Genomic DNA, 12,621 nt, shown 5'->3' on the forward strand with positions numbered 1-12,621 from the left:
GGTGCCGATGTTCACGGTGTCGGCGTTATCGGTGTACTTCAGAATCTTCTTGGCCATGTTTCAATCTCCCTTTGCTCCGTCCGTTGGAGCTGATGGAGCGTGGAATAGCGCCGTCCTGTCGGCGGTTTATGTCGCGCGGGCGGAAATTGTGTTTCAATTGTTACAATGGCGGGCGGTCGTACGAAAAGCCCCAGCCGCGCTGCGGCCGGGGCGATTGTCGCTGTGAGGAGATGTGATCAGAGATAGAAGTCCGAAGCCGACATCGAGGTGACGTTCATCACATCGATCTGGAAGTCGGCCGTGCCGTCGCCGTTGACGTCGCCATAGACGCGGACAAAGGCCGGGTCGTAGGTCGAAGCGCCGAACGACTCCACCCATACCGTACCGGCATGGCCGGCCCCGGGGGCGGTACGTCCACCCATGCTGAACGCCTGGTTGCCCAACAGCAGGGTGTTGGCGTCCATGATCGACAGGTCCATTTTGTCCTGGCCGGCCGTGAAGTCCCAGATCTTGTCGATGCCGGTCGAGATGTTGCTGTCGCTCAGGGCGGCGAAGACGAAGACGTCGTTACCGAGTCCGCCATACTGGAAGTCGCTGCCGCCGTCCCCGTACAGCCGGTCATTGCCGTCGTGGCCGTAAAGATAATCGTTGTTCGATCCGGCGCGGATCACGTCGTTGCCGGATTCACCCCAGATGGTGTCGTAGCCGGTACCGCCGCTGAGGTAGTCGTCGCCGTTGCCGCCGTACATCATCTCGTTGCCGGCGTCGCCAACCACGAAATCGTCGCCGTCATTGCCGGCCATAACGTCGTCGCCTGTACCGCCATAGAGGGCGTCATTGCCCGTCCCGCCGGCCATTGTGTCGTTGCCAGCATCGCCATACAGCATGTCGTCGCCGACTTCGCCCCACACACGGTCGTTGCCGTCGCCGCCGCGCAGGTTGTCATTGCCACCCTTGCCGTATAGCGAGTCAGCGCCGGCCATGCCTTCGATGTTATTGACATAGTCGTTGCCGGTGATGGCGTTGGCCAAGGCATTGCCGGTGATGGTGTTGGCGTCTTTATAATCGTAATAGGTGCCTCTTGAGTTGCTGATATGGACCAGGTTCTCGACATTGGCACCCATGGTCAGATTCACGCCAAAGAACTCGATCGTGTCGGTCCCCTCGTTGGCATATTCGATAATGTTCGAGCCATCACCCTGGGTACGGTAGATATCGTTGCCTGTTCCACCGTACATGGTACCGGAACCTTCGGTCGTTGCCAGAGTATCGTTGCCGGCTTCACCGTAAAGGCGTTCACCGTCGGTGAGGCTGTTACCAAAGCCACCGTCGATAAAGTCGTCGCCGTCGCCGCCATAAATCGTGTCAATGTCGAACGACCACCAGACACCGAAATCATGGCCGCCGTGCAGGGTGTCATTGCCAGTGCCACCATAGATCAGGTCGTCGCCCTTGGAACCGTCAATCTTGTCGTTACCGTCGCCGCCATGGGCGGTATCGTCGCCAAAGCCGGCATAGACCTGGTCATTGCCGCCCTTCATATCGAAATAATCGTTCCCGGAAATGGCGATGACCGTATTGTTCTGATTGTTGCCGGTGGCAGAAAAATCCTTACTCAAGCGCATCTCGTATTCTTCGACATTGGCGCTGAAGGTGTAGGAGTTGAAGTTGGCCTCGATCCTGTCGATGCCTTCGTTGGCATATTCCGTGATGGTCACGTCGGACGCGTCAGCGTCGTCTTCAAAAACATAGGTATCGTTGCCCGAGCCGCCATAGGCCCGGTTATTGGTTCCGACGTAAAACTTGTCATTGCCGCTTTCACCATAGAGATAGTCATAAGCGCCGGCCAGTCCGGTCAGGGCGTCGTCGCCCGCGCCGCCGTTCAGCGTGGCCACACCGTCATCGATGATATTGGCGTTGTGCAGCAGCGTGTCATTGCCGGCGGCGCCGTAAATGGTCGAGTTGCCCGAGCCATTGACCGTGACGCGGTCGTTGCCGTCGCCGGCGTCGACCCACGTCGTGCCGTCGACAAAGAGCGAAACCGTATCGCTGCCGCCGTAGGTGTAGATGACGTAGTTGTCGCCATCGTCCCAATTGACCGTGCCAACATTTACCGTGTTCATCAGATCGTCGTACTTCAAAGTCTTCGTGGCCATCGCTTAATCTCCCTGTGCCCCGAGGATCGGAGCTGATGGAGGGTAAAATAGTGCCGTCGTGTCCCGGGCTGATGCCAGCCAACAGGCAATCGTGTGTCAATTGTTACAGTCCGCAAGCGCAAAAAAGCCCCGGCATCTCTGCCGGGGCTCTTGTGGCGGTGGGAGGGCTTGATCAGAACGTCACGTCCCAGCTGTTCAGCGAGGTGTGGTTCATCACGTCGATCTGGAAATCCGCCAGGCCGTCGCCGCTGACATCGCCATACAGCCGGGTGAATTCCGGGCCGCTGGCCGAGGCGCCGAAATACTCGGTCCACACCGTCCCGGCATGACCCGCGCCTGGCGCCGAGGCACCGCCCCAGGTAAAGGCCTGGTTGCCGGCGACGGTGGTATTGGCGTCCATCAGGGTCAGGTCGATGGTGTCATAGCCGCTGGCCATGTCCCAGATGCGGTCGATTCCGGTCGAGATGAAGCTGTCCGTGACCGCCGTGTAGACGAAGGCGTCGAAACCTTCACCGCCGTACAGGTAGTCGCTGCCGCCGTCGCCGTAGATGCGGTCATTGCCTTCGCCGCCGTAGGCGTAGTCATTGTTGGAACCGGCGCGAATGATGTCGGCGCCGGATTCGCCCGAGATGGTGTCGTAGCCGGTACCGGCGCTGATGACGTCATTTCCCTCGCCGCCCAGGATGTCGTCGTTTCCGGCGTCCCCGTACAGGCTGTCATTGCCGACGTTCCCGGCGATCAGATCGTTGCCCAGCCCGCCGTTCAGCATGTCCTTGCCTTCGCCGCCGACGATCGTGTCGTTGCCGGCGTCGCCATACACAAAGTCGTCGCCGTTTTCGCCGTAAAGCAGATCGTTGCCGTCATCGCCATGGATGATGTCATTGCCATCGCGGCCGAAGACCAGGTCGGCCCCGCCTGCCGCATCGATCATGTTCACCAGGCCGTTGCCGATGATGGTATTGGCCAGCGCGTTTCCGGTCACGGTCGTCGCGGTGTAGACCGGCCCTTCGAAACCGTAGTAGCTCACCGGATTGTCGATATGGACCAGGTTTTCGATGTTCGCCGCCATGGTGATGGTGCCGCCGAAGAACTCGATCTTGTCGATGCCGGCATTGGCGCCTTCGTCCAGGGTATGGCTGTTGCCGTCGACGCGGTAGGTGTCGTTGCCCAGGCCGCCATGCATGATGGCCGTGCCTTCGCTGGACGACAGGATGTCGTTGCCGGCGTCGCCCCACAATTCATTGCTGCCGAAGCCGCCATCGAGGATATCGTCGCCGTCGCCGCCGGACAGGGTATCATTGTCTCCCGCCCACTTGGTCTCGTCCTTTGCGCCGACACGCTGTTCGAACCCGCCTACAATTTTGTCGTTGCCGGTCCCGCCATACAGCGCGTCCTTGCCTTGGCCACCGTCAAGCTCGTCATTGCCGCCGCCGCCGTAGGCGATGTCGTTGCCGCTGCCGCCGCGGGCAATATCGTTGCCGTCCTTCATGTCGAAATAGCTGTTGCCGATACCGCCGACGACGACATTGTCCTGGCTGTTGCCCGTGGCCTTGAAGTTGCCATTGGCCTTGGACTTGTACATTTCGATGTTGTTGATGAAGGTAAAGGTGGCGAAATTGGCTTCGATCGTGTCGAAGCCGCCATTGGCATCTTCCGCGATGATCACGTCGGACTGGCTGTCCGCGTGGATCCAGTACTGGTCGTTTCCGATGCCGCCATAGGCGTGGTTGTCTTCTTCCACCGAGAGGCAATCGTCGCCGCTTTCACCGTAGAGATAGTCGCTTTCGCCGGCCAGGCCCGACAGGACGTCGTCGCCGGCGCCGCCATACATGGTGGCGACACCATCGTCAGCCGTGTTGGCCAGGTGGCGGATATTGTCCTTGCCGGCGCCGCCATAGACGGTTGCATTGCCGGAGCCGTTGATATCGACATGGTCGTCGCCATCACCCGCATCGACCCAGGACGTGCCGTCAACGTACAGGTTTACCGTGTCGTCGCCGCCCTTGGTATACAGAACCCAGTCGTCACCACTGTCCCAGTTCTGCGAACCGATGGTGATGGTCTCGCTGTTATCCGTATACCACTTGGTGTACTTGGTCATGGTCGTTCTCCCTTGGGGCTCCGAGGATCAGAGCCGATGGGAGGCTTCTAGAGGCGCCGTGTAGAGCGTTAATGTCTTACCGCAGCCTATCGCGTGTCAATTGTGACAGCAGGTCAGCCGGCGGTCAGTTCGGCGACGATCGCGCGGACGCCGGCGGGGGTAAACGGCTTTTCGAGGTAGGGCCGCCCGGCCTCGCCCAGGAAGGACGCCGCCGCGTCCCCCAGGGTGTCGCCGGTGACGAAACCTATGCGCTGTGCCAGTTCAGGCCGGGCCTGCAATAGCCAGCGGTAAAAAGCCGGTCCGTCCATGACCGGCATGCGCAGGTCCGACAGGATGACGCGGTAGTCGCGTTCAGCGATGAACGCCCGCGCTTCGGCTGCGCTGTGGGCGACATCAACCGTAAAGCCCTGGCGTGACAGGAACTCGCCCAGGGTTTCACCGACTTCGGTCTCGTCGTCGATGACAAGGGCGCGGCCATTGGCCGTTACGGCTGCGGTCGGGGCGGGCTGTTCGGCGGTGACCGGGCCAAAGTCGATCGGCAGTTCCAGCACGAAGGTCGCCCCGCCGCCGGGCGTGTCGGCCAGACGCAGGCTGCCGCCATGGGCTTCGACGATGCCGCGCGAGAACGACAGTCCCAGCCCGGTGCCCATGCCCATGGCCTTGGTCGTGAAGAAGGGGTCGAAGATGCGGTTGCGGACATCGGCGGCGATGCCGGGGCCGGTATCGATGATTTCCACCACCACCGTGTTCGGTGTCGCGCCGCGGCCGGTGCGGATATGGATCTCGCGTGCCGCTTCCTGGCTTTGCATCGCCTGCTGGGCATTGATCAGCAGGTTGACGATGACCTGGTGGATCTGGTCGCTGTCGGCGACAATGGCCGGCAGGTCCGGGGCGTAGTCGGTGGTCAGCTTGATACTGGCCGTGCGGATGCCGTAATCGGCCAAGTCCACCGCCGCGGCGACGATCTTCTCCAGGGTTGCGGTGCGGCGCTCCGGCGGCTTTTGCCGCGCCATGGCCAGGAAGGTCTGGACGATGCGGCCGCAGCGCTCGGCGGCGGTGCGGATCTTGAGCACGCGGGCGGCATGGGGTGTGCCTTCGCAGTCCTCTTCCAGCATCAGCGACTGGCCGATCACCGCGGACAGGGGGTTGTTCAGCTCATGGCTGACCCCGGCCAGGAGCGAGCCCAGGGCGGTCAGCTTTTCGGCCTGGTACAGCGCGTCGCGCTGGCGGGCGACCTGGGCCTCGGCGGTCTTGCGGGCGTCGATGTCGATGACGGCGATGATATTGACCGTTTCGCCGTTCAGCTCCCACCGCCGCCAGCTCACCGACACCCACAGCGGGGAACCGTCGCGCACCAGCCGCGTCTCGAAACCGTCGGTCGAAGGGAGGGCGGCCATCTTGGCCAGAAGGTCGGCGCGGTCGGTGATATGGTCCAGCCAGTCGGGGACATGCTCACCCACCAGGTCGTGGAAGGCCGGATTGGCCATGACGGCCTGATGGTCGTGCTTCAGGATCACCAGGGCCACGGGATGCTGCTCCGACAGGGCGCGCAGCATGCCTTCCGCTTGGCGCCGTTCGGTGATGTCGATCAGCACGCCCCCCAGGTGGGTAATGACGCCTTCGCTGTCGCGCACCGGAAAGCGCACCGCCATGGTGTCGCGGTACCCGCCGGGGACCTCGAACCGTTCCTCGCTGACATAGGGGGCGCCGGTGGTCAGGATCTGTTCGTCGCTGCGGCGGACCTGATCGAAGGCCGAAGGTTGCAGGATTTCGCTCACCGGAAAGCCGAGGATCTGATCGATCGGCCGGCCCAGGGCCCGCGCCATGAACTGGTTGGCCACCTGGTAGGTGCCGTCGACATCCTTCAGGTACATGGCGGCCGGGGCGTAGTCGAGAAAAGCGGTCAGGCGGGCATTGCTCTGGGCCAGTGCGGCCTGGGCGGCGCGCTGTTCCGACAGGTCGCGCAGCGAGGCCGAAAACAGACGTTTGCCGTCGGCGTTGATCTCGGCGATGGCCAGCTCGACCGGGAACAGGCTGCCGTCGGCACGCATGGCCTCGATCTGGATCCGCTTGCCGATGACGTGGGGATCGCCTTCGCGCAGGTAGCGCGCCATGCCGGCCTCGTGGGCGGCGCGCCATTGCGGCGGCACGATCAGGTCGCCGATGGTTTGGCCCATCGCCTGCGCGCGGCTGTAGCCGAACATGGCTTCGGCAGCCGGGTTGAACTCGATCACCTTGCCGGCGGTATCGATCATGACGATGCCGTCCAGCGACGAGGCGATCACCGCCGAAAGCAGGGCATCGGGACGAAAACCGGAATCAGCCATGATACTGTTCACCGGCCGGCACGAAGATATAGCCGGCGCCGCGCACCGTGCGAATCGCCTGGGGCGTCTGAGGGTGTTCCTCGATCTTCTGGCGCAGCCGGGTGATCCGGGTGTCGATCGAGCGGTCGAACGCCTCCATCTCCTTGTTGTGCGCCAGCTCCAGCAACTGGTCGCGCGACAGGACGCGGTTGGGATGGTTGGCGAAGGTCTGCAGCAGGTCGAATTCCATGGCCGTTATGGCGATCTCGTTGCCCTCTGAGTCGTAAAGCCGCCGGCCGTCCAGATTGAGCACGCAGCGCCCGACGCGAATCTCGCGTGCCATGGTGGCCGGGGCCTCCTCCGGCGTCGAAGCGCGGCGCAGCACGGCGCGGACCCGGGCCAGCAGTTCGCGCAGGTCGAAGGGCTTGCAGACATAGTCGTCGGCCCCGACCTCCAGGCCGACGATCTTGTCGACGCTGTCGGAATTGGCGGTCAGCATGATGATACCGATGCGGCCGCCGCGGCGCAGTTCGCGGGCGATGGTCAGGCCGTCTTCGCCGGGCATGTTGATGTCGAGAATGGCCAGGTCGACGGGACGCTGGGCCATGATTTCGCGCAGCGCCGGGCCGCCGTCGGCGCAGGTGACCGTATAGCCTTGGCGCAACAGATATTCCTGGACGGTTTCGCGGACGATCTCTTCGTCGTCCACGACCACGATATGAAAATTCGACATGATCCGCCGGGTTCAAATTTACTGGAAGTATGAATTACGCGAATACTGAATACACAAAACCGGACGCCGAACGCCGTTTCACCGTGCTATCCTATTTCCCCGCGGTTGGGTAGGGCAGCTTGCGCAAATCGGACATGAAAAAAGCCCCGGCATTGAACGCCGGGGCTCTTTTTACGTAAGGGAAATGGGAAGCGGTTACCGCGTCCACTCCGCGACTTTTAAGGCGCCGGTGTGGGTTGTCTTCTTGGCGACCTTGGCCAGGTCGCGCCGGGTCTGGTTGAGCTTGTCGAAATCGACCCGGTTATAGGTTGAGCGCAGATGGCGGAAATCAACATCACTGAGACCTAGCTGGTCGCGCAGGCGTTCCAGGCGGCTGGCCGGCTTCTTTTGTTGCTCGCGGTAGGCGAGGTAGGCGGCAACGGCACCAGCGGCCGCCGCACCGGCGGCGACATAACCGGCGACCTGCCACCAGTTGATCTTGCGGGCGGCGTCCTTGACGTCTTCGACGACCTCTTCAGCCTTTGCTTCCAGTTGACCGGTGGCTTCGATATCGAAGTCGTCGTCATTGTAGCGGCCGATTTCGGGTTTGGTGATCTTGTCCAACGTGTCCATGTTCAGGCTCCTAAAAGGGGAATATCGCAGTGCACCCTATCAGCCCGAACATAAGTAATATCGCAGCACATCGGGCATTGCGTATTAAGAAGCGATAAAAGGAGCAGAGCTCAGGATGGAGCGCGGCAGAACTGGCCCGGCGTCTTACCCGTCCAGCGCTTGAAGGCGCGCGCAAAGGCCGCTGGCTCCGAGAACCCGACCAGATAGGCCGTCTCGTGGATCGAAGCCTTGCCGCCGCGCAGATAGTCCTCGGCCAATCGCCGGCGCAGGCCATCCAAGACCGCGGCGAAGGTCGTCTCCTCCTCCTTGAGCTTGCGAAACAGGGTCTGGCGGCTGAAGCCCAGCCGTGACGCCATGGTGTCGGCGCTAATATCGCCCTTGTGCAGGTCTGCCATCAACAGGGCTTCCAGCCGGCCTTTCAGGGTGCGCGTGGCGTCCAGTTCGGCCAGCAGCCTGTCGGCGTGCTGGGTCAGCAGGCCAAAGACGTAGCGCGGGTTCTGCGCCACCTTCCAGCCGATGATCTCGGGGTGCAACTCCATCGCGTTCCAGCCGGACGAGAAGTGTACCGGGCACTGGAACACCCGGTCATATTCCGACCGGTAGGCCGGCGCCGGATGGCTGACATGGATGGCCAGGACGTGGGGCTGTTCCAGGAACCGGCGCGGGCCGCAGACCAGGCGGGCAAAGGATTCCTCGGTCATTTCCGGGAAATCGTTCGGATTGCTGCGGTTGAACACCATGTACAGCCTGCCATCCTTCGGCATCAGCATAACCCGCGGGCCGGGATCGCTGTCGACGAATTCGGTCGCCAGGCGGCCATAACGCTGAAGTTGCAGGAAGGCCTCGCCCATGGTCGCAGACGCCTCCATGATCAGCCCCAGAACCGAGACCTCGGACATGCCGACCTGCTCGCCATAATGCAGCGCCAGGGCAGGATCGCCGGTCGCCTTCTGGGCGGCGCGCATCAGGTCCGTATACTGCCGGAAGGGGATGCGATTGTCGGGGTTCTTCAGTCGGTGCGCCGAAATCCCGGCGCGCCTGGCCAGATCGTCGCCGTCGGCGCCGTGGCCGGAGGCAAATGCCAGAAGTCCGGACACCAATCCGGCGGAAACCGTTGCTTCCACGCCCAAACGCCCCTTTTGTTACGCACGGTCAATCGCCGTGTCACCGGCGGTCATTGCCTGCCGCCCTTCGCGGCTACACGATATCGCCGTTCGCTTAAAGAAAAAGAATAGGGGAGAATGTGTTGAAGGATGTGTCTTTGCTGCGCCTGTACCTGCTGCGGGCGTGCTATCTGGTCCTGGTTGTCGGCCTGGCCTGGCAGTTCTGGACGCGATTGCCGATGGCGGCGGCTATGCCGTTAACGGCGGCAGCGGTAACCGTCATGCTGAGCGCCCTGGGTCTGCTATCGGTGCTGGGCGTGCTGGCGCCGCTCAAATTCCTGCCTTTGATTCTGTTCGAACTGACCTGGAAACTGATCTGGTGCCTGACGGTCGCCCTGCCGCGCTGGCAGGCCGGCACCATCGACGCCGAAACGGCCAATATGCTGTTCGCCGTTGCCCTGGTGGTTCCGTTCGCCTTCGTCGTACCATGGTCCTATGTCGTCAAGACCTATGTGCGAGGCGTCGAGCGTTGGCGGGTGGCGGCATGAACCGGATCGTCATCTGCGCCGCCGTACTGGTGGGCCTGCTGGCTGGCCCGGCGATGGCCGAAACTCTTAAGGCGGCCCCGGACGCGCCGGTCTGGCTGCACTGGGGCGCGGCAGCCCTGTTGTGGGCCCATATCGGCGGCGGGACCCTGGGGATGATATCCGGCGCCACGGCCATACTGAGCCCGAAGGGGAAAACCGTCCATCGCGCTGCCGGCAAGGTCTTCTTCGCGGCGATGTTCACCACCTACGCCGTCGGCGCCGGCGTCGCGCCCTTCCTGACGGAGGGCCAACGGCCGAACTTCGTCGCCGGCATACTGGCCCTCTATCTGCTGATCACGGCCTTCCAGGCGGCGCGCCGGCGCGACCCGAAAGTCGGCTGGATCGAATATGCGGGCCTGGCCGCGGCCCTGGCGATCGTCGCCGCCGGTGGGCTTTTCATGTGGCAGGGGGCGAACGCCCCCTCCGGAACCGTCGACGGATCGCCGCCCCAGGCCTTCGCGCTGTTCATTATCGCCGGTGTCTTTGCGGCGGCGGGCGAGGTCCACGTCATCCTCCGGCGCAGCATAACCGGCGTGTCACGGATCTCGCGTCATCTGTGGCGGATGTGCATGTCGCTGTTCATCGCCTCGGGTTCGTTCTTCCTGGGTCAGCAACAACTCCTGCCCAAGGCCATGGTCGGCACCTTCTGGCAGTTCGCGCCGGTGGTGTTTCCGCTGCTGGCCATCCTGATCTGGCTGGTGGTCGAACACCTGCCGAGGAAAAAGGCGGCTTAAATCACCCGGTCATAGTGCGGGAACAGGACGCCGAAACTGCGCCAGAAACCTTCGGATGACTGGCCGTCCAGTTCGGCGGCCAGCACGCCGAGATGGGCGTGCCACCCCGCCGAGACCATGACCCGCTCGGTGCGGTCGGGGGCGCGGCTATGGGTGATGGTCAGACGGACCTTGTCACCTTCGTCGGTCAGGTCGAAGCGGACCTGTGACGCTTCGGGACTGGTGCCCCAGGTAAAGGCCAGGAGCGAGGTCGGCTCGCAGGCCAGGACATGCCCCTTCAGGCGCTGTTCCTCGCCGAAGGCTTCGAAGCCGGCAGGCGGCGCGGCGTCGCCCGGTGTCAGGCCATTGTTGTTGAAGATCAGCTCGATATCACCGCCATTCGACAAGCTCAATTCACCGGCGCCCAGCCAGCGGCGGCGCAGGTCGGGTTCGGTCAGGTAGCGCCACAGCCGGTCACGCGGGCCGGGCAAAAGGCGTTCGATGCGGATGGTGTCGGCGGCAATAGCGTGAGCGTAATCGTCTACGGTGTCACTCAGGGTCATTCTGTGCTCCTTTGTCGTCTTCAATAAGCAAGGCCTCGAGAACATCGAGGCGTTGCGTCCAGAACCGTTCGAAATGGCGGATCCACTCCTGGCCGGCATGCATCGGCGCCGCTTCCAGGCGGCAGATATGGCTGCGTCCCTTGATCTCGCGCCGGACCAGGCCGGCGTCTTCCAGCACGCGGATATGTTTCGACGCCGCCGCAAGCGACATGGGGTAGGGGGCGGCCAGGTCGCCGACCGTTCGCTCTCCGGTGGTCAGCTGCCGCAGCATGGCGCGGCGCGTCCCATCGGACAGGGCGTGGAAAACGGCATCGAGGGGAAGTTGCTCAACCATATGGTTGAATGTAGAGGTGATGTGTTCAATTGTCAACCGATTGGTTGAATATATTGCTGCAACCGGGACGGTTGACAGGTTGCGCGGGGCACCGCAAACCTGCGCGGTATGAACATCCTTCTTATCCATCAGAACATGCCGGGCCAGTTCAAGCATCTGGCGCCACTGCTGGCCAGCGCCGGACACGACGTCCGCTTCATCACCAAGCGCAAGGATATCGAGATCCCCGGCGTGCGGAAGCTGCTGTACGAACCGCACCGTGAGGTCCGCGACTCGACACACCATTATATGCGCCAGTTCGAAAACGGCGTGCTGCATGGCCAGGCCGTGACCCGCATCTGCCAGGATCTGCGCAAGGAGGGCTGGCGGCCCGACCTGATCATGGCGCACCCGGGCTGGGGCGAGACCCTGTTCGTCAAGGAAACCTTCCCCAACTCGCCGCTGATCAGCTATTGCGAATTCTATTACTCGACGCGCGGCGCCGATTTCGGTTTCGATCCGGCGACCTCGACCACCTTCGACGACCATTGCCGCATCCGCACGCGCAACGCCCACCTGCTGCTGAGCCTGGAACTGTGCGACGCCGGCTGGAGCCCGACCCAGTGGCAGAAGTCGCGCCACCCCAAGCCGTTCCAGGACAAGATCAATGTCGTCTTCGACGGCATCGATACCGGTGTCGCAAGCCCCAATCCCAATGCCAAGTTCGTGCTCGACGACGGCCGGGTGCTGACGCCGCAGGACGAGGTCATCACCTATGTCGCGCGCAACCTGGAACCTTATCGCGGGTTCCCGACCTTCATGCGCGCCCTGCCGGAGTTGTTGAAGGCGCGCCCCAACGCCACCGTCCTGGTCTGCGGCGCCACCGGCGTCTCCTACGGTTCCAAGCCCAAAAAGGGCGGCACCTGGAAGGAAGTCATGCTGGAAGAGGTCGGTCTCGAACAGGTCCCGGGCTTCGACCGCGTCCACTTCCTGGGCCATCTGCCCTATGACCGCTACATCTCGTTGCTGCAGGTGTCGACGGCCCACATCTACCTGACCTATCCTTTCGTCCTGTCGTGGTCCTTCATGGAGGCCATGTCGGCCGGCTGTCGCATGATCGCGTCGAACACCGCGCCGGTCCTGGAAGTGCTGAAGGAAGGCGAGAATGGCTGGCTGACCGACTTCTTCGATCCGAACGCCCTGGTCGAAAACGTCGTCCGCGCCCTGGAAGACCCGAATGCTGCCGAGATCCGCGCTGCGGCGCGCGAAACCATCCTTGGCCGCTACGACCTGAAGACGTGCGTACCGAAGCAGTTGCACATGCTGGAACGGGTCAGCGGCCAGCCGGTGTTACCGCGAAAGGCGAAATCGGCCGAGGCCGTGTAACGCCGTTCTCCCTCCCGTTGTATGCTTGCAAATGATACCGCCCCGAAC

The 12,621-nt window shown here is 62.8% G+C and carries 12 protein-coding genes; 4 read left to right on the forward strand and 8 right to left on the reverse strand.

The window, feature by feature from the left end; translation table 11 throughout:
• Positions 1-226 (forward strand): hypothetical protein (locus ABAC460_RS50910; RefSeq protein ID WP_035426372.1); only part of this gene is annotated, 226 nt, incomplete at its 5' end.
• Positions 227-236: 10 nt separating this feature from the next.
• Here ABAC460_RS50910 and ABAC460_RS42450 read toward each other — a convergent pair.
• The 6 genes from ABAC460_RS42450 to ABAC460_RS42475 form a co-directional block, all read right to left on the reverse strand.
• Complete coding sequence (locus ABAC460_RS42450) at positions 237-2,156, reverse strand: calcium-binding protein (protein ID WP_023454913.1); 1,920 nt, start codon at positions 2,154-2,156, stop codon at positions 237-239.
• Positions 2,157-2,328: 172 nt separating this feature from the next.
• Positions 2,329-4,257, reverse strand: coding sequence for a calcium-binding protein (locus ABAC460_RS42455; RefSeq protein ID WP_023454914.1), 1,929 nt, complete (start codon positions 4,255-4,257; stop codon positions 2,329-2,331).
• A 113-nt stretch (positions 4,258-4,370) separates the two neighbouring features.
• Positions 4,371-6,584: a PAS domain S-box protein gene (locus tag ABAC460_RS48565; RefSeq protein ID WP_023454915.1), complete on the reverse strand. Its 2,214-nt coding sequence runs from the start codon at positions 6,582-6,584 to the stop codon at positions 4,371-4,373.
• A complete protein-coding gene (locus tag ABAC460_RS42465) occupies positions 6,577-7,296 on the reverse strand; it encodes a response regulator (protein WP_023454916.1) in 720 nt (239 codons plus the stop codon). The genes ABAC460_RS48565 and ABAC460_RS42465 overlap by 8 nt, the downstream gene beginning before the upstream one ends.
• A gap of 195 nt (positions 7,297-7,491) precedes the next feature.
• Complete coding sequence (locus ABAC460_RS42470; RefSeq protein ID WP_023454917.1) at positions 7,492-7,908, reverse strand: hypothetical protein; 417 nt, start codon at positions 7,906-7,908, stop codon at positions 7,492-7,494.
• A gap of 110 nt (positions 7,909-8,018) precedes the next feature.
• Complete coding sequence (locus tag ABAC460_RS42475; RefSeq protein WP_023454918.1) at positions 8,019-9,032, reverse strand: AraC family transcriptional regulator; 1,014 nt, start codon at positions 9,030-9,032, stop codon at positions 8,019-8,021.
• Positions 9,033-9,154: 122 nt separating this feature from the next.
• On the opposite strand from ABAC460_RS42475, the gene ABAC460_RS42480 reads away from it, so the two are divergent.
• Positions 9,155-9,559 carry a hypothetical protein gene (locus ABAC460_RS42480; protein WP_052012801.1) on the forward strand — a complete coding sequence of 135 codons (405 nt, stop codon included), beginning with the start codon at positions 9,155-9,157 and terminating at the stop codon, positions 9,557-9,559.
• Entirely contained in the window at positions 9,556-10,332 is a 777-nt protein-coding gene (locus tag ABAC460_RS42485) for a hypothetical protein (RefSeq protein WP_031237286.1), read from the forward strand. The genes ABAC460_RS42480 and ABAC460_RS42485 overlap by 4 nt, the downstream gene beginning before the upstream one ends.
• Here the strand turns inward: ABAC460_RS42485 and ABAC460_RS42490 are convergent.
• Together ABAC460_RS42490 and ABAC460_RS42495 are read right to left on the reverse strand one after the other, a co-directional pair.
• The gene (locus ABAC460_RS42490; RefSeq protein ID WP_023454921.1) at positions 10,329-10,874 is read right to left on the reverse strand and encodes an SRPBCC family protein; all 546 of its coding nucleotides are present in this window, start codon (positions 10,872-10,874) and stop codon (positions 10,329-10,331) included. The genes ABAC460_RS42485 and ABAC460_RS42490 overlap by 4 nt on opposite strands.
• On the reverse strand, positions 10,861-11,337 hold the full coding sequence (locus ABAC460_RS42495; protein ID WP_235075844.1) for an ArsR/SmtB family transcription factor: 477 nt from the start codon (positions 11,335-11,337) through the stop codon (positions 10,861-10,863). The genes ABAC460_RS42490 and ABAC460_RS42495 overlap by 14 nt, the downstream gene beginning before the upstream one ends.
• On the opposite strand from ABAC460_RS42495, the gene ABAC460_RS42500 reads away from it, so the two are divergent.
• Positions 11,317-12,573, forward strand: coding sequence for a glycosyltransferase family 4 protein (locus ABAC460_RS42500; protein WP_023454923.1), 1,257 nt, complete (start codon positions 11,317-11,319; stop codon positions 12,571-12,573). The genes ABAC460_RS42495 and ABAC460_RS42500 overlap by 21 nt on opposite strands.
• Positions 12,574-12,621 lie beyond the last annotated feature (48 nt).

The sequence above is a fragment of the Asticcacaulis sp. AC460 genome, from assembly GCF_000495795.1.
GTDB lineage: Bacteria > Pseudomonadota > Alphaproteobacteria > Caulobacterales > Caulobacteraceae > Asticcacaulis.